This window comes from Helicobacter ailurogastricus (assembly GCF_001282945.1).
GTDB classification, from domain to species: domain Bacteria; phylum Campylobacterota; class Campylobacteria; order Campylobacterales; family Helicobacteraceae; genus Helicobacter; species Helicobacter ailurogastricus.
In genome coordinates this window covers 14725-32251 of the sequence record NZ_CDMG01000006.1, presented here as the reverse complement: position 1 = coordinate 32251, position 17527 = coordinate 14725, and the positions used below count along the sequence as shown (strand labels likewise).

15 protein-coding genes are annotated in these 17527 nt (G+C 47.7%); 8 read left to right on the top strand and 7 right to left on the bottom strand.

Translation table 11 applies throughout. From position 1 onward, the window contains the following. The first annotated feature begins 285 nt into the window (after positions 1–285). Both HAL07_RS04770 and HAL07_RS04765 read left to right on the top strand, forming a co-directional pair. Positions 286–957: an AzlC family ABC transporter permease gene (locus tag HAL07_RS04770; RefSeq protein ID WP_053945310.1), complete on the top strand. Its 672-nt coding sequence runs from the start codon at positions 286–288 to the stop codon at positions 955–957. Then, complete coding sequence (locus HAL07_RS04765; RefSeq protein WP_053945309.1) at positions 954–1295, top strand: branched-chain amino acid transporter permease; 342 nt, start codon at positions 954–956, stop codon at positions 1293–1295. Before HAL07_RS04770 ends, HAL07_RS04765 begins: the two co-directional genes overlap by 4 nt. A gap of 112 nt (positions 1296–1407) precedes the next feature. Here HAL07_RS04765 and coaBC read toward each other — a convergent pair whose 3' ends face one another. The 5 genes from coaBC to HAL07_RS04735 form a co-directional block, all read right to left on the bottom strand. Next, positions 1408–2637 (bottom strand): bifunctional phosphopantothenoylcysteine decarboxylase/phosphopantothenate--cysteine ligase CoaBC, encoded by a 1230-nt coding sequence (coaBC, locus tag HAL07_RS04760; protein WP_053945308.1) that lies wholly within the window; start codon positions 2635–2637, stop codon positions 1408–1410. Beyond that, entirely contained in the window at positions 2627–3616 is a 990-nt protein-coding gene (pseB, locus tag HAL07_RS04755) for a UDP-N-acetylglucosamine 4,6-dehydratase (inverting) (RefSeq protein ID WP_053945307.1), read from the bottom strand. The genes coaBC and pseB overlap by 11 nt, the downstream gene beginning before the upstream one ends. Positions 3617–3653: 37 nt before the next feature. After that, the gene (locus tag HAL07_RS04750) at positions 3654–5963 is read right to left on the bottom strand and encodes a VirB4 family type IV secretion/conjugal transfer ATPase (protein ID WP_053945353.1); all 2310 of its coding nucleotides are present in this window, start codon (positions 5961–5963) and stop codon (positions 3654–3656) included. Between the two features lie 44 nt (positions 5964–6007). Further along, the gene (locus tag HAL07_RS04745) at positions 6008–8074 is read right to left on the bottom strand and encodes a polysaccharide lyase family 8 super-sandwich domain-containing protein (protein WP_053945306.1); all 2067 of its coding nucleotides are present in this window, start codon (positions 8072–8074) and stop codon (positions 6008–6010) included. A gap of 301 nt (positions 8075–8375) precedes the next feature. After that, entirely contained in the window at positions 8376–10706 is a 2331-nt protein-coding gene (locus HAL07_RS04735; protein ID WP_053945305.1) for a TonB-dependent receptor family protein, read from the bottom strand. 172 nt (positions 10707–10878) lie between these two features. Between HAL07_RS04735 and HAL07_RS04730 the strand changes: the two genes are divergently transcribed. Genes HAL07_RS04730 through murG form a run of 3 tightly spaced genes read left to right on the top strand, consistent with a single transcriptional unit; the run spans position 10879 to position 13106 of the window. Beyond that, complete coding sequence (locus HAL07_RS04730) at positions 10879–11580, top strand: outer membrane beta-barrel protein (protein ID WP_104707605.1); 702 nt, start codon at positions 10879–10881, stop codon at positions 11578–11580. A gap of 48 nt (positions 11581–11628) precedes the next feature. Then, positions 11629–12033 carry a flagellar assembly protein FliW gene (fliW, locus tag HAL07_RS04725; protein ID WP_053941998.1) on the top strand — a complete coding sequence of 135 codons (405 nt, stop codon included), beginning with the start codon at positions 11629–11631 and terminating at the stop codon, positions 12031–12033. Positions 12034–12038: 5 nt separating this feature from the next. Continuing rightward, the gene (gene murG, locus HAL07_RS04720) at positions 12039–13106 is read left to right on the top strand and encodes an undecaprenyldiphospho-muramoylpentapeptide beta-N-acetylglucosaminyltransferase (protein ID WP_053941999.1); all 1068 of its coding nucleotides are present in this window, start codon (positions 12039–12041) and stop codon (positions 13104–13106) included. Here murG and HAL07_RS04715 read toward each other — a convergent pair. Both HAL07_RS04715 and HAL07_RS04710 read right to left on the bottom strand, forming a co-directional pair. Then, positions 13103–13372 (bottom strand): hypothetical protein, encoded by a 270-nt coding sequence (locus HAL07_RS04715; RefSeq protein ID WP_053942000.1) that lies wholly within the window; start codon positions 13370–13372, stop codon positions 13103–13105. The two genes, murG and HAL07_RS04715, sit on opposite strands and share 4 nt — an antisense overlap. After that, complete coding sequence (locus HAL07_RS04710; RefSeq protein ID WP_053942001.1) at positions 13372–13635, bottom strand: TrbC/VirB2 family protein; 264 nt, start codon at positions 13633–13635, stop codon at positions 13372–13374. Before HAL07_RS04710 ends, HAL07_RS04715 begins: the two co-directional genes overlap by 1 nt. 268 nt (positions 13636–13903) lie before the next feature. Between HAL07_RS04710 and HAL07_RS04705 the strand changes: the two genes are divergently transcribed. From HAL07_RS04705 to dnaK, 3 genes are read left to right on the top strand one after another with little or no spacing between them, the layout of a single operon-like run. Next, entirely contained in the window at positions 13904–14704 is an 801-nt protein-coding gene (locus tag HAL07_RS04705; RefSeq protein WP_053942002.1) for an HrcA family transcriptional regulator, read from the top strand. A 17-nt stretch (positions 14705–14721) separates the two neighbouring features. Beyond that, positions 14722–15291 (top strand): nucleotide exchange factor GrpE, encoded by a 570-nt coding sequence (gene grpE / locus HAL07_RS07935; RefSeq protein ID WP_104741350.1) that lies wholly within the window; start codon positions 14722–14724, stop codon positions 15289–15291. A 21-nt stretch (positions 15292–15312) separates the two neighbouring features. Beyond that, the gene (gene dnaK / locus HAL07_RS04700) at positions 15313–17175 is read left to right on the top strand and encodes a molecular chaperone DnaK (RefSeq protein ID WP_053942003.1); all 1863 of its coding nucleotides are present in this window, start codon (positions 15313–15315) and stop codon (positions 17173–17175) included. The last annotated feature ends 352 nt before the right edge of the window (positions 17176–17527 follow it).

Here is a 17527-nt window from a genome sequence, read left to right as displayed (position 1 = left end):
CTAAAAACCACACAAACCCCCTTAAATTAGAATCAAACCTAATGATAGCATTTTAACCCTTGTTGCACCTAAACCCCAGAGTCCTCAAAGCCCAAAAACACTAGCATAACAAGGCCACCACGCACGCTTGCCAAAAGGGTGCTAAATCTGCAAAAATCGATAAAAAGTGATCAGATCGGAACAGAGCATTTGCTGTGCGCGCCAGTTTAATTTGAGTATAATTTTTGTAGAAATCTTGGCATGGCTATGGTTTTTTAGAGACATAAAACTTTTCTTAGGAAAAAGATGTTTAAAGCAATTGTAGAGGCCTTCCCCCACACAATTCCACTACTTGTAGGCTATGTGCTGATTGGAGCAACTTTTGGAGTGTTGGTGCAACAGGAGGGGCATAGCGTGTGGTTTGCATTGTATATGAGTGTGTTTATTTATGCTGGAGCCGTGCAGTTTTTGGTGGTGGGGTTATTGGCAGCACATGTGAGTTTGCTAAATGTCTTTTTATTAGTTGTTTTGCTTAATGTCCGCCAAATCTGCTATGCGGTTTCAATGCTAGAACCTTTTTCAGGCATGGGAAAACGGGTGTTTTACATGGCACATACCCTGTCCGATGAGACTTTTATGCTTTTAAATTTTGTCAAACCTAAAGAAAGCGCCCCGCAAGATTTCATGTTGTCTATCGCTTGTTTGCACCACATCTATTGGGTATTGGGCACTGCTTTGGGGGTGGTCTTGGCAAATCAATTCAGTTTGAATATCCAAGGGATTTCTTTCATAGTTGTGGGGGTATTTGTCGTGATTTTTGTGGAGCAGTGGCGTTCTACCAATCGGCACGCTCCAGCTCTAGTGGGGTTGTTGAGCGCGGCTGGGTGTTTGGCACTTTTTGGTAAAACTTATTTTCTCTTACCGACTTTGGCCATCATGGTTGTGGTCTTTATCCTCTTTAAAAGGAGATTGGAATGAGCGACTCCTATGTTGTGTCTGCCCTACTTATTGCTGCTGCTACGACCTATGCCATCCGTGTCTTCCCTTTCTTGATTTTTAATGCTAAACACCCTGTCCCTAAGGTATTGACTTACTTAGGGCGGGTGCTTAGTCTTGGGGTAGTGGGTATGTTGATTGTCTATGGAATCAAGGACACCTCTTTTAATGCTCCGCCCTATGGGCTCAATGAAATTCTAGCGATTGTCAGTGTCGCCCTTTTACAATGGTATTTAAAAATCTTTGTGCTGAGTGTATTAGCAGGGAGTGCCATTTACATGTGGCTGGTGCAAAGTAAAGTGCTGGTGGGGATTTTTTAGAATTTATAAATCACTAAAATAGATGTTTTGATGTCCGCCAAAATCGCTTGAAAACTTCAGACTGACCCGCTAAAGGAACTATGCCATTAAAAAAGGCTATATCAAAAAACGGCTACGCCATTTTTTCTATAAAGTCTAAAACCTCAAAGCTCACTTGGAGTTTATGCCCCTTGTGGGTGGTGTAGGTGGTGTGGGGGGTTAGGAGGGTGATTTGGTTGGTGTCTTGCCCTAGAGTGCTTGTGTCATTCAGGCACACAAATTTGCAGCCCTTGCCCTGTGGAGGGGGGTCTAAGAGTTTTTGGGCGTTTGCTAGGGCGTGGATAGGGTCGCTCTCGGCTTTAAAGCCCACTTTGTGAAATCCGCTGACAGACTGCAAAATGTCTATATTTTGCACGCACTCTAAATCCCAAAAGGGCCCCAAATCCTGCTTTTTGAGCTTGCCTTGGTGACGGTTTTTGGGTTTATAGTCGCTAATGGCGGCGAGCATGAATAAAAAGGGGGGGTTGCTGGGGTTTTCATGCGTTTTTAAAGCCTCTAGGTAGTCGTTTGCGCTTTGCACCTTGACACGCTCAATGCCACTAGGCAGCTCTAAAGCGTTTTTGCTAGAGATCAAGACCACTTGCGCCCCCTTAAACCACAGAGCTAAGGCTAAAAAATGCGCCTGCAAGCCACTAGAAAAATTAGAAATGCAGCGCACCGAGTCTACTGCCTCTATGCTCCCCCCTCCTGTAACCACCACTTTTTTATTGTGCCAAAAATCGTTAGCTAAAAGTTTGCGCGCGCAAGAGCTGGCAATCTCTGTAATGTCTGCCATCGCCCCCACGCCTGTGGTGTTACACGCCAAAAGTCCACTTTGGGGGGCGACAACCTCACAGCCTAATGCCCTTAAGCGTTTTAAATTGTGCTGGGTTTGCTTGGCTAAAAACATTTGCGTGTTCATAGCGGGGGCTAACACTTTGGGGGCATGGCTGGCTAAAAAGGTCGCGCTTAAGGCATTGTCGGCGAGTCCTTGCGCTAATTTGGCTAGGGTGTTGGCACTTGCTGGGGCAACGATCACAATGTCCGCGCTTTGGGCATAGCTAATGTGGTTGGCACAATCTCCCTCGCGCAACGCCCATTTTTCATTGGTGTCTGTCAGCACTTGAAAATGGCTCAAGGCCTCAAAGCTCAAAGGCTGCACGAATTGGCACGCCCCCTCACTCATCACCACCCTAACGCTTGCTCCCATTTTTTTAAAAAGACGCACCAACTCTAAGGCTTTGTAGGCGGCGATCGAGCCACTCACCAAGAGCAAGACATTTTTACCCTCTAACAAGGGGATTTGAGTCAGGCTAGAGAGCATGGGCCATCTTTAAGAGTTCTTGGGGGGTGAGCCTTTGGGGGTTGTCCTTGCTGTTGTAGCTAAAGCCCTCTGGCGTGGGCGTGCCGCGCTCGCCTAGCAAGGTTTGCGTGTAGTTGATGGGGGTTTGGAAGGTGATTGTGGGCTCTAAAATATAAAAATCCTCAAACTCTAGGGCTTTGTCATCGGCACTGATCATCACCTCGTGGAGTTTCTCGCCCGGGCGGATCCCGATCGTTTTTAGGGGGATATGCGGGGCTAGGGCTTTGGCTAAATCCACAATTTCCATGCTCGCAATTTTAGGCACAAAAATCTCCCCCCCGTGCATGCGTTTTAAACTCTTTAATACAAATGCCACGCCCTTTTCTAGGGTGATCCAAAAGCGCGTCATTCTAGTGTCTGTGATGGGGATAAAGGGGGCATTCTTGGCGGCTAGGTCTTTAAAGAAAGGCACGACACTGCCCCTAGAGCCCACCACATTGCCATAACGCACCACGCTGAATTTCGTGGGGGATTTGCCCTTCATGTTGTTTGCGCTGGTGAAAAGCTTATCGCTGCAAAGTTTGGTCGCCCCATAGAGATTGATCGGATTGCTCGCCTTGTCGGTGCTCAGGGCAATGACATGGCTTACCTGTGCTTGCAAGCACGCCTCGATCACCGCACTCGCGCCTAAAATATTGGTTTTGATGCACTCTAAGGGGTTGTACTCGGCAGTGGGGACTTGCTTGAGCGCGGCGGCGTGGATACAAATATCCACCCCTTGCAAGGCACTAAAGAGTCGCTCTTTATCCCGCACATCCCCGATAAAGTAGCGCATGTTAGGGCTGTTGTAAGTTTGCGCCATCTCCCATTGCTTGAGCTCATCACGGCTATAAACAATGATTTTTTTAGGCTGGTGTTGCTCGAGCAAGATTTGTACGCATTTTTTGCCAAAACTGCCCGTCCCGCCCGTGATTAAAATGTTTTTGTTTGAAAGTTGCACGCTAAAATCCTTTAAAAAATGCCCATTTTAGCAACTTTTAGGCCTCTTGCAACAAGACTTCCCGCCAAGTGGTGGGGTAGGTTTGCATGAGGGTTTGTAGGCGTTTGACATGCGCGGCGTTGGAGTTAAAAATGCGTAAATGCGTCCCCAAATCTTGCAAGCCTACATGGATGATGTTTGAGCTGCCATCTGCCATGTTTTTCACCAACACTTGTTGGGCGGTTAGGGGGGTGTTTTCTAAAAAATGCGCCTCCATATAACTTAGCTGGATGCCTAAATCTTTGCTTAAAAGTGCGCTGTCTATGTGCTTTTGGGGATAGAAGATCAAAGTCCCCATGTTTTTGACGAAGCTAGCGGCATCGGGGATTGTAGCCAGCTGGTGCGTGTCTTGCAAAGCCAAGACCACAACCCCATTGGCCTTTCTAGCCTGCGTGATCAAGGTGTTTATGTGCGTGTTTAAGGTTTCATTGAGCGCATAGCTTTTAAATTCATCTACAAAGAGCAAAAATCCTTCTTGCTTTTCTAAAGCCCTGTGTAAAATCTTGTAAAAAATATAGTAAGCCAAAAGCCCTAAATCTTTGGGGTTTGCGCTGATCGCGTCCATATTGATCGCCGCTAAGGGGGTGTCAAACTCTAGGCTGTCTTCTAGGGCGTTAAAAAGCGGGTGTTGCAAATAGGGCTCAAGGCTAAGACTTAAGTTTGGGCAGAAAGTTAGGGTTTCTTTAAAATCTTGCAAACAAAAGCTTTTGGGGGGCAAAATGGCGTAAAGACTTTTTAGGGCTTTTAAAATGGCGTGGCTGGCTTGGATGTCGGCTTGGGTTTGGAGTTTGTCGGGGAGATTGAGTAATCTAGCGTAAAAGCTGTGTAAAAAGTCTTGGTTGCTCGGGGTCAAGTCTAAAGATAGGGGGTTGATTTTAAAATCCTTGCCAAAGTTATACACCCCGCCGAAGTAATGGATGCACGAAAACAGCCCATAGGCGCGATCGAGAGCTAAAATATTTAACTTTTCGTATTTGAGCGCATTTGCCATTAAAAAGCCCATTAAAGTCGTCTTGCCCGCTCCACTAGCCCCGACGATCATTGTGTGCCCATTGACTCTAGGGCTGCTAGGATCGGAGTCGCTCTCTTGGTTGTGAAAATTAAAGAGATAGGGGGAGTGATCTAAATTTTTAAACACGCTCAAAGGTTGCTTGCCCCAAGGGTTGCTTTTAAAGCCACGGTTTTGCTTTTCAAAGAGCATCAGAGAGGCCAAAGCTTGCGCACTTTGGCAACGCAAGCGAGGGTTTAAGTGTAAGCACCCGGGGAACATAGAAAAATAAGCGGGTCTTAGCCCCAAAGTTTCGACCACGCCCACTAAATGCGCATTGGCAAGCAGGCTTAAAACTTCTTTGGTATCGGCGTTTAGGCTCTCTAAATCGGGAGCCTTTAAAAAGACATTTAAAGCGATTTTTTGCAGACTCAAGCGCTTGGCTTGGATTTTTTCATAGTAGCTTTGCAACTCTTGGCGCACGAGGGGCACCAAACTTAGGCGGATTTTTTCTTGCACAAAGGCTAGGGCGGCTTGGGTGCTTAAAGGCTCAATGCTTAAAAGGACTTCACACTCCCTTTCTTGGTGTAAGAGAGAAAGCAGGGCGAGCGAGCTTAGAGTCTTGCTCGCATACGCTTTCACACCCAAAATGCGGTTGTAAGTGGTGTGGCTGGCGTGTTCTTGGATGTAGTGATCTTTTTTAAAATGTATATTCGTGGCGATGTAGCTGTCTTCTAAAAAGCCCAGCGTGGGGTTTAACTTTGTGGGGTGTCCGTTGATGAAAGTGGCGTAAAAGTTTAGGGCTTCTTTGGCGCTTAGGGGCGTGGGTTTAAAGGCATGCAGGGCGTGCGCCATTTTGGTGATGCTCTCGCTCAAGTGCTGGGCTAGGTGTTGGTGTGCTTGCATGCTGGTGGTGAGCTCTAATTTCTTTTGCTCTAAAAAACTCTTAAGGGGGCTTGGGGCGGTTTCAAAGATTAAAGTATAAGTGTTCTCATATAGGGTTTTGTCCCCGGATAAATCCAACAAGGCTTGCACTTGGGGGTTTGCAAGGGGCTTGGATGGCTCTAGCTGGATTTTAGCGCGCTTGGTGTGGATGCGTAAAATCACGCCCTCTAGTTGCTCTAGGGCATTTTGTTTGCTGCTAAAGTGGCTTTGTAAATCTTCTTGCAAAAGCGCGTTTGCGCTCAAACCCTCTATGTTGAGCAACCCCACGAGTTGCTCGCTCTTGGTGAGTAAAAAACGCTCGTTGTAAAGCCCTAAAATGTTGTTTTCTTCGATCATGGAATGGACTTTTGGCAACGCCCCAGCCAAAAAATCCATCGCTTTGTTGCGCCAAAAATCCCAACCAAATTTCAAGCCAAACCCTACAACAAAACCAAATCCACAGCCAAAGTTGCCCCAAGAGCGGGGAGCTTCAAATCTAAATGTGTGTTGTTGCCCTTGAGTTTGAGGCGGACGGCAAAGTTGGGGCGGGCGAGTTTGTAGCGCCCCTTAAGGATTAAGGTCGTTTGCTGTAATTGTTGCGTGGGGTCGGCCACGCTTAGGGCGAGCCCATTGGCGCTTTGCACTTGCAAAAGCGATAGGGGGTCTTTGAGTTTTAGCCCCTTAAATTTTAGCCAACCCGGGCTGTATTTATTAAGGGCCAATAGATGTTTAGAGGGCACAAAAATAGCGTGCAGGGCGGGGGTTTGGGCAAGTATTTGCAAGTCGTCTAGGGGGTAGTCTTGCACCTCTTTAGGGCTAAAATTTGGCAAGATCACATAGGCGTAGTGAGCTTTTAGGGGGTGTAAAATTTGCATTTCTAAAAAGCGGGCATGCAGGGTTTTATAACTCTTGCCCCCAATGGCTGCAAAACTCCCGCTTTGCTCCACTTGTTTAAGGCTGGTGTTTTCATCTTGTAAGAGGATATAACCTATGTTTGTGTGCGCTTGTGTGTTTGTGAAGTTAATAAAATCCCCTCGATGTCCTAGCTGTGCCTGATCGCCAAAAGGGGCATTGTTGATCGACACTTGGATAGCAGGGCTTAGTTTGCGGTTATCTAGGATTGTGGTTGTGGGCTTGTCGCCAACCACGCTGCCTAAAGCCACCACCTCATCGCCTAAAAAGAGGTAGGATTTTTGTGCCCTAAAACCGGGCTTTTGCAAATCAAAGCCCACAAAGCCAAAACGCCCATTGCTAGCCCCTCCTGCAAAATCGTTTAGACCCAAAGACCCCCTCGTCCAAAGCACCTCTTCTTGGTTTTGCACTTCTGTTGTGCCGGGCAATTTAGTGGGATTAATGAGAGGCCAAAAATCCACAAACGCGCTTGGATTGCCATAAATGTAGGTCATGCCATCGGAGGTGTCAAAGCCCTTTAAATTCTCCCCTCCCATGGTCTCGTAGTTTAAAATACGGCTAGAGTGCATGGCCAGCACCAAGCGCCCCCCGTGCGCGCCCACCTGCGCCGCTCTGTCCATCGCCCCAAAGACATGTACGGGGGCTAGATTCTTGGTGTCGCCACTTAGCAAGGGCGTTAAGGCGGGGTTGTCAAAAGCGCGCAAAGCCTTTAACAACGCTTTGCCCCGCGTAAAATCGCTCTCTTTGTCCCGACTGATGCTGCGGCCACACACAGAAGCGTTTAGCCCGCCTTGAATGAGTAAGTAGGGGTAACCCTCGAGCACGCTGGCGTACAGCGCGGGGTCTATGAGATTTTGCGCTAGGGGGGTGTGGGCTAAAGTGGTGCTAAATTGCGCCAAGCCCCTTAAAAGCACCACGCCATAAGACCCATTAGAGGGGACATGCCCGTGCTGGATGAACGAGCCATCGGCATAAAACCCATCGCCGCTTTTCATAATCTTAGACGCGCTCTTAACGGCACTGATGGCTTCTAAAACTTCGGCGGTGTTTTTCTTTAAAATCCCCCTAGCTAGGCTGATAAAAGCCGTATCCACCCGATTAGCCCCCACACTTTCCCTAGCTTCTGGGCTGGTGCTTGTCTTTGCGCCTGCACTTAAACCCGAATATTTGGGGTTGGGCTGGTAGTATTCTTGTTCTCGCAGAAGCGTTGTTTGCAAGCTTTGGGGCAGGAAGTTAGCTAAAGCTAAAATGGCGTTTAGGGCTTTGGGGATGCCAATTTCCCATGGCCACCAATTCCCCCGCTCAAAGCCGCCAACTTGGTAGTACTGGCTAAAGTCTTGCAAAGCGTTGATGATCTCTGCTTTGTTTAAGGGGGCATTGTTGAGTGCATGCGCCTTTAACAAGTCTAAAACGCTTCTAAGAGTGTAGAGCAAATCCTTAGCGCTGGGTTTTAACGGCAGGGGGTTTAAGTGCGCAACTTTAAGAGGTGCGCTGCCGTCTAGTAAAGTTTGTGTGTAGTTGGCGCGCAATTTAGCAAAATCCAAAGGGGTGGCCTGCAAAAAAGCTAAACAAAGCAGAAGCGGGGTTAGTTTCATCACTGCCCTTAAGCAAAAATAGCTTAGAGTATAACAAATAAAGGTGTTTTGTTGTTAATCATCCTGCAGGCAATGCCAAATCTTTTGAAAAGGAGCGTCTATGGCTGGTAAAGTGGTGTTAAGGAACAGAGCTGGAGAAAGTCGGATTTGCAAAGTGGGCTTTAGCTGGACGACTTTATTTTTTGGTTTCTTTGTGCCCTATTTACATCAATGGGCTGTTAAACAATGGTTATGAGCCCCTAGAGGAGGCAGACCGCAATGTCTTAAACCTCAATGGTTGGCGCTTCTCTGAAGAACACGCTTAAAACTCATAGCTCAAATAAGCCGTCACCGATCGCCCCGGGCCGGGTTCTCTGCCCGTAGGGCTGGTGCCAAGACCCCTAAAATAATATTTCATGTCAAAGAGGTTATTTACCTGCAAACTGCCTGTGATTTTGTGCCGCCCACTTTGCCAAAATACTTGACTTAACTGGACATTCCACACCCAATACCATGGCAAGAGCCCCACGCTATTGCAGCCATAGGTGGCCCCGTCGATGCTGTAGCCAAAGTTGAAACAAACGGTTTTGGGGGTAGCCTGGTTGAGAATGGAGGAATAAGACCGGCTGTAAAAATAGCTAGAAAGCCCGAAGGTGGTGTGTTTATAGGTGTAGCTCATGTCAAAGATGAATTGGTTGGGGCTGACATAGGGCAATCTCTTGCCTTTGAGGTTAAAGGGGTGATCGACGATGCCCTCAAAATAGCTGGGGTTGTCCTGCGCGTTGTTGGTGATGCGTGCGTCTATGTAGGTGTAGGCAAGGTGCATTTGTAACCCTCTAATGGGAGCGTAGTAGAGTTCCAGCTCCACACCCTGACTTTTGGCGTTGATGTCTAGGCTGTTGCTCCCATACCCCCCGCTGTAATAGTGGTGCGCGAGGATCACAAAATAATCTACGTTAAAGCTTAGGATATTTTTGTAGGAATAACGCGATCCCACTTCAAACTCGTTAAAAATTTGGTTGTAATTGGTGGAGAAAATGCTCACAGACTTGGCTTGGGGTGGGATGAAACTGCGGCGGTAATTAAAATACATCACCCAGTTTTCTAGGGGTTTATAGCCCAAATTGAAAGCAGGGCTGTATTGGTTGTCTGTCTTTTTAATGCTCTTAGAGAGGCTAAAATCCCCAGTTTTGGGATTAACATTTTCAGGCAAGACTTTTTTGTAGTCCAAGAAAGTGTAGCGAAACCCCGGGATTAAAGTGAGTTTGCCTTTAAAAAATTCCATTTTATAACTGGCATAACCCACAATGTAGTTGTTAAACATTTCCAAATTTTGGCTGGCCTTCTTATCGTATAAAAATCCCGACATTTGGCAAGTACCATTATTGACAGAAAGGCATTTGTTTTGCAAAAACCGAAACCACATGTCGCTTGCCATGTAGCGCATGCCCACTTTTAAAGTGTGTTTCATGTACTTGGTGTTGAAGACAATATTGGTGTTGGGTTCTAGAGCGTTGATGAGATAGCGGCGGGGGTGATCGCCAATGTTAAAGCCCTTGTAGTTTTGGTTAGTGTAAACGGGGCCTAGGTTGGGGTTTGTGTTGACATTTAAGAAATTCGAGTCGAATTGGAAATCCCGACTCATGTCATGCCCATAGTAGGTGAGGGTGAAATCTCCGCCCACTTTAGAGGTGTCTCCAAAAAAGGTTTGATAAACTGCCCCCCAACGCATGGCCTTCCCGCTTTTGTCGTTGTTAGGGCGGTTATTTTGGAAGCGGTTGGTGTCGTAAGCTTGCACCCCCAAAGACCCCGGGTCGGTGAGGAAAAATTTATAATACTGGTAGTAAGCCGTGATTTTATGGTTTTCGTTGATTTGATAAAGCGCATCTAAGAGATAGTTTTGGATATTAGTGGGGCTATTGGCCCTAAAGCCTTGCCCTGTGATGTAGTTAGCCTGTGCCTGCACGCCAAAATGCTCGTTGATCATACCCCCGCTTTTGAGGTAGGTGTTGTATAAAAAGTTGTTGGCTAGGGTTTTGATGAAAGGTTGTCCCTTACTCTCAGGCCCCACAAAGCCGCCATTGCTCGCCCGCCCCCACGCCGTCATGCGCTCTGCCACTTGATTTTGCCACTTGTAGGGGATGGGCTTGGTGATGATGTTGATCACACCCCCAAAGGCATTAGGCCCATACTGCACGCTCTCCCCGCCCTTAATCACGCTGATGCGATCGACTGATTGGAAAGTTACGGGGAAAATGGGCATGCCAATATCCACATAGGGGGCGACGTACACGGGGATTCCATTGACCAAGATCATCCCCGTGTTGCTGTGCCCCGAGCCCCCGCCCCCAAAGCCGCGCACCGAAAAACTAGGCACAGCACCCACACCCGTAGCGTTTCTAATATGCACCCCGGGGACATTTTGCAAGGCTTCTTCAATGCTTTGGTTGGCCTGCTGAGTGAGCTGTTTATGTGAAATGACGGTTTGGCTACCCAAATAATTTTTCACTTCAGGGCTGCGCCAACTCTTGGGGGCCTCTTCGTTAAAAGTTCTGCCGGTGGTTTCCACTCTTTGCAAGCGGTGGGTTTTTATGCCCCACAAGGGCACACAAGCGCATATGCCAGCACACAACACAAAACTGCATTTGCTCATCATTATCCTTTTTAAAAAGCGCAATTCTATAAAAGTAATTATAAGAATTACATCAAATATAAAAAATGAGTTTGTGCCATTTTTGGTTTTAAACACGCCTTAAGGTGTGCTAAAAATTAGGGATAAATCAGGGGATTTAGCTAAACTAGGGCATTTGGCATTGGGGAGTTTTATGCAATGGTTTAAAGTGTCGTGCCCAGTCTGCCTATTAGGGCTTGCGCTCTTGCCCTTGTGCGCGGAGAATAAGGCTTGGTATTTGAGTTTTGGCCCACAATTTGGCTTGGTCAGAAGCGAAGCCCTCGTGTCGCAGAATGGGAACTTTATTGTGCCTAAAGACCAGCGGGGATTAGAAGATAGCGTAGCCCCAATGGGCGGGGGCAATGTGCGCTTGGGGTTTAAACATTTCCTTGGGCAGAGCAAACAAGTTGGGGTGCGTTATTATTTTAACTTTGCGGGCAATGGGGGGGCGGGCGTGGCGCAGTTTGTTTATGGTTTGGGGGCGGATGCTTTGCTCAATTTTATAGAGGTCAAATGGAGAGGGCAGGATTTTACCTTTGGAGGGTTTGTGGGATTGATGTTTGGAGTGGAAACTTGGCACACAGCGGCGGCTCTTGTCTTTGAAGGGGAGCTTGTGGCGGATTTGGGGGGCACTTTTGCGCGCCAAACACACTCCGTGCAATTCCAGTTGCCCCTCAATGTGGGTCTGCGCTTAAATTTCTCCAAACACCAAGGGTTGGATTTTGGATTCATGTTGCCCCTTTTATACCCTCCCTACGCCCACTACAATAAAGACTTAACCCACACCCAAGACAACGCCACTTTAACCTTGCATAGGGATTTTTCTGTGTATCTTAACTACACCTATGCGTTTTAATGGAACGAGTTTTGCTGGTTTCAGGGCATATTTTGCCAAAGGAAGCCCATGCGTTACACGTTAAAAGCCCCCATCCTCGGGTTTGAAAAAATCATGGAGGTGGAGCTCACTAAAATTGATGATCTCTTTAGCCGTGTGAGCAGTGTCGATGGGACCATCAGCATGGTCTTAGCCAACCCCTATAAACTGCGCGAATACAGCTTTAGCATCCCCAAATACATTGAATTGCTTTTAGAGCTCAATGCCAAATCCCATGTTGAGGTTTATTGTGTGGTGGTGGTGCAGAAAAACTTAGAAGATTCCATGGTGAATTTCTTAGCTCCCCTTGTTTTTAACCCCGACAATGGCTACGCCGCCCAAATCGCCCTATCCATCATGGATTATCCCGACTTTGGCTTTAGGGACACACTTAAATCTTTCGTGCAAGCCAAAAGTGCTCGTCTGAACTCTTAAAGTCCATGTTAGCGATCACTGGGGGTGGCACGGGAGGGCATTTGTGCATTGTGCGCTCCCTAGCCCAAGAGTTGCAAGCCAGAGGGCATGACTTGCTCTACATTGGCAGCACTTCAGGACAAGACAAGGCATGGTTTGAAAACAGCCCCCTATTTAAACAATGCTTTTTCTTGGACACCATAGGCGTTGTGGATAAAAGCTTTTTGAGGAAAATCCAAGCCCTATACAAACAAGTCCTTTGCACCCAAACAGCCCGCAACTTGCTAAAAAAACACCACATACAGGCCTTGATCAGTGTGGGGGGGTTTAGCGCAGGGCCGGGCTCTTTTGCGGGCATTCTTTCTAAAATCCCGCTCTACATCCACGAGCAAAACGCCGTGCAAGGGGCTTTAAATAGACTCATCACCCCTTATGCCAAGTGCATTTTTAGCAGTTTCAAAAGCACAGAGCCAGATCCCAAAAGGGTTTATACCCCCTATCCTATCCACCACAGCTTTTTTGAGAATGCTAGAATCCGCACAGAAGTGCGGACAATTTTATTTTTGGGCGGGTCGCAGGGAGCTAGGGCGATCAATGAATTTGCGCTTTTGTGCGCTAGAAAATTGCTTAAAAAGGGGCTAAAGGTGATCCACCAGTGTGGCAATCTCAATTACGAGCGGGTCGCCAATGTTTATAAGGGTTTGGGGCTTTTAGATCAGGTCGATCTCTTTGCCTTTGATTTACAGCTCGTGGAAAAAATGCGCCAAGCCGACATTTGCGTGAGTCGCGCAGGAGCAAGCAGTGTGTGGGAGCTGTGCGCCAACAACCTACCCACCCTCTTTGTGCCCTACCCCTTTGCTGCTAAGAACCACCAGTACTACAACGCTTTGGAGTTTGCTAAGGAGGGGCTGGCTAAAATCGTGGAGCAAACCCACCTGCATCCAGACCACCTCTTCAACTTCATCGAGTGGTTAGAAACCCCCAAACAAGAGGGCCTAGAGATTGCAAGCGTGAGCCAAGGCCTGCGCCAAAAGGTTTCTAGTGGCGGGGCTGGCCAAATTGTGGATCGGATTTTAGAGCAAATCGAGTCTTAAGCGTAAAAACTTGTGGCGGAGGTTTTTAGCTTAGAGCGGGCGATGATGATGTCGGCGATGTCCTCATCAAAAAACTCCAACACGCTAAAGAGGGCTAAAAACCCGCCATACAGCGCCAAAGCCCACAGCGTGCCAAGCCATGGCCACAGCACAAAGGGCACAAAGATGGACACAATCCACGACTTGGCGTTGAGCCACAAAAACTTGTCCTTGGTGGAGATTTCTTGCAAGTTTGGCACAGACACGACCAACAAAGGATGATCCATTAAAACAACCCCATGAACCAAGAAGCCAAAGCGGGGGCTTTAAAAAAGAGGATGATCCCCAACACTACGCCTAGAATGGTGAATAAAATGTCCCGCCAGCGGTCTAAGTTGCGCCACACATAAAAGGCGATGCCGATAAAAATCAACATTAAAATGCCCCTAGCTGTGTTGCTTTGTAGTTGCGCCTCAATGGCTTTAAAAAAATTATCTCCCCCATCCGCACCCAAGAAATCTAGGGCTAAAAACACCCACAACCACCGCAAGAAACCCCCTTACAGATAAAATGAGCCGTATTTTAGCACATTTCGTTTAACACGTCCCAAATGCTTTAATCATCCCCTTTTTGCTCTCTAATACTTGCCACTCATAGCAAATATTTTTAATAAAATAACTTATGTAACTTTATATGACTAATATAAAGTTTGCCTTTTAAACGCCCAAAATGCGGGAATTTTTAGCATTATCGTAAAAATATTGCTAATTTTTTCAAAATTTATGCTATACTTCGGGGAAATTTGAGAAAGGAGACCCATGGGCTCAAAGAAAGAGTGGCTCTTAGATGCCTTTATTAAAACCTATCTTTACAGCCATGCGCCCGTGGGCTCTGAAAGTTTGCGCCTAGCTTTGCAAGGGCAGGCGGTGCATATCTCATCAGCCACCATCCGCAATTATTTTAAGCGGCTCACCAGCGAGGGGGCGATTTGCCAAAGCCATAGCAGCAGCGGACGCATCCCCACGACCCGAGCCCTCAAAGATTATTGGAGGGCGAAACTCACTTTAGGTACCCCCCTAGAAGTGGATTTAGACAAATTGCAAAGGGCAAGCGAGCACTATGGGATTTTTAGCATGGTGGAGCGCTACCAAAAGGCGGTTTTGCAGGCGGTGCATAACCACGAGCGGCAATTTTTGATCTTAGACTTTGGCAACACTCAAGCCCTGTTGCCTTACAATAAAAAGCTAGAGGGTTTTGTTAGAGACTTGATTGGACTGGAGTGCAAGGCGATCCAACAGCTTGCCTTGTCTGTGTGCGCCACAAGTTTAGCTAAACAAATCGACCATCTTTGTTTAGAAAAGCTTTATTTTGGGCTGTGCGCGCTGGGCCAGCTTGTCCAAAGCAGAGGGGCGCAAAAACTCTTTAGGCAAATCTTGGAGGGGAGTTTGCTAAGGGGCTTGGAGCAGGGATTGCACTTTGAAAAGGTCTTGCCCTTGGGATTTTTGGGCGTGCTTTGCCCCATTAAGCTGAAGGGCGAGCAAACTCGCATGCTTTGTGTGGGAGGATTAGAGCAGGATTTCGAGGGCTTTTATGGCGCGATTGGGGGGTTATCCATATGACGAATAAAGAGGTGAAAATGACAGACACAGCACTAGAAGTAGAGAAACTAAGAGAGCAAGAAGCGGTCGGGGAGGACGCAGTGCGTCCGCAAAACGAGGTAGGCGCAACTAGCGAGGCGAGCCAAGTAGCCGAGCCTAAAGAACCACAGATCGACTATCAGGCGAAGTTTAAGGAGGCGCAGGACTTATACCTGCGCACCCATGCCGATTTTGAAAATGTCAAAAAAAGGCTAGAAAAGGACAAGGCGATGGCGCTAGAGTATGCCTATGAGAAAATCGCGCAGGATTTACTGCCCGTGATCGACACCTTGCACGCCGCCCTTTTAAGCGCAAAACAAGAGGGCAGCGAAGCGGTGTGTCAGGGCTTGGAACTCACTCTGCAAAAAATGCACGAAGTGCTCGCCAAACACGGCATTGAGTGCGTGGAGTGTGATACAGATTTTGACCCCAACCTACACAATGCGATCATGCAAGTGCAGGCAGAGGGGCAAGAGGAGGGGCAGATCGTAGAGGTCTTTCAAAAGGGCTACAAGTATAAAGAGCGCTTGTTGCGCCCCGCAATGGTGAGCATTGCAAAAAACAATTAATCTCAATACAAAGGATACAAAATGGCAAAAGTGATCGGAATCGACTTAGGCACCACCAACTCTGCAATGGCGGTTTATGAGGGCAATGAGGCAAAAATCATCGCCAACAAAGAGGGCAAAAACACCACGCCTTCCATCGTGGCTTTCACCGACAAGGGCGAAATTTTAGTGGGCGAGAGCGCCAAACGCCAAGCGGTGACCAACCCCGAAAAAACCATATACTCCATTAAACGCATCATGGGGCTTATGAGTAATGAGGACAAGGCACAAGAGGCAAAAAAACGCTTGCCTTATAAAATCGTGGATCGCAATGGGGCTTGTGCCGTAGAAATCGCGGGCAAAATCTACACTCCGCAGGAAATCTCCGCCAAAATCTTAATGAAACTCAAAGAGGACGCCGAGAGCTATTTGGGCGAACCCGTGAATGAAGCGGTGATCACAGTCCCCGCTTACTTCAACGACAGCCAAAGAAAGGCGACTAAAGAAGCCGGCACCATCGCTGGGCTAAATGTCTTGCGGATCATCAACGAGCCCACTTCTGCGGCTTTGGCTTATGGGCTGGATAAAAAAGAGTCTGAAAAAATCATGGTCTATGACCTTGGCGGGGGGACCTTTGATGTGACAGTGCTTGAAACGGGCGACAATGTTGTAGAGGTTTTAGCCACAGGGGGGGATGCTTTCCTAGGGGGCGATGACTTTGACAACCGCATCATTGACTTCATCGCCAAAGAGTTTGAAAATGAAAATGGCATTGACATTAAAAAGGACATCATGGCGTTGCAACGCTTGAAGGAAGCCAGCGAAAACGCTAAAAAGGAATTAAGTTCGGCGCAGGAAACCGAAATCAATTTGCCTTTCATCACCGCCGATGCCAGCGGGCCTAAGCACTTGGTCAAAAAGCTCACCCGCGCGAAGTTTGAAAGCTTGATCGACGACTTGATCGAGGACACGATCAGTAAAATCGACAGCGTGATCCAAGATGCGGGCTTAAGCCGAAACGACATTGCCGAAGTGGTGATGGTGGGCGGATCGACTCGTATCCCCAAAGTGCAAGAGCGGGTCAAGGGCTTTATCAATAAAGACTTGAATAAGTCGGTCAATCCCGATGAGGTCGTGGCTGTGGGGGCGAGCATCCAAGCAGGCGTGTTAAAAGGCGATGTCAAAGATGTCTTGCTCTTGGATGTGATCCCTTTAAGCCTTGGCATTGAAACTTTAGGCGGGGTGATGACTAAAGTCATTGAAAAAGGCACCACCATCCCTGCCAAAAAAGCGCAGGTGTTCTCCACCGCTGAGGACAACCAACCCGCCGTATCTATCCTTGTCTTGCAAGGGGAAAGAGAATTTGCCAAGGACAACAAATCTCTAGGCAAGTTTGACTTAACCGGCATTGCCCCAGCCCCCAGAGGCGTGCCTCAAATTGAGGTGACCTTTGACATTGATGCCAACGGGATTTTGACCGTGTCGGCCAAGGACAAAAACACCGGCAAATCCCAAGAGATCAAAATCACCGGCTCCAGCGGGCTTAGCGATAGCGAGATCGATAAAATGGTCAAAGACGCAGAGTTGCACAAAGAGGAAGACGCGCGCCGCAAGGCAGTTGTGGAGGCCAAAAACCAAGCCGAAAGCCTCGCGCACCAAACCAAGAAAAACCTTGAGGAACACAAGGCGAACTTAGAGCCTAGCGAAGTGGAGAAAATCCAAAAGGCTTTGAGCGACTTGGAAGCCACGCTCAAAAACGAGAACGCGAACAAAGAGGAAGTGGAGGCAAAAATGAAAGCCTTGGCCGAATCTTCTCAAAAGCTCACAGAGGCGGTGATGCAAAAGGGACAAAACCCCCAAGCATCTAAAAAGGATGAGGATGTGATAGACGCTGAGGTGGAATAGGCCTCACAAGAGGGGGCTTTTGCCCTCGTAACTTACGAGGCATTCTAAAGAATTGGTGTGCTTGGAGGGGCACGCTAAAATCCTTATCCATCGTTACATTCATCTAAGTCTAATTTTATTTTTAGAAGGCATGCAATGCCACAAAGCCCTTTGGCTAGAGAAACACAAAAAGGCGTGCTCTAATCCAACCAAGAGTTTTTGACAAAAGCGCAAAGGGGCTGGGGTAGCTGGCGCGAAAATTGTTTCCTAATGGTGCAGAAGTTGCCCACAATGCTGAGGATTTGGTAGGCCAAGCTAGCAACTTTATGGGTATCGTGTACCTAACTCCCCCTAGGCAATCCTTTAGCGATTT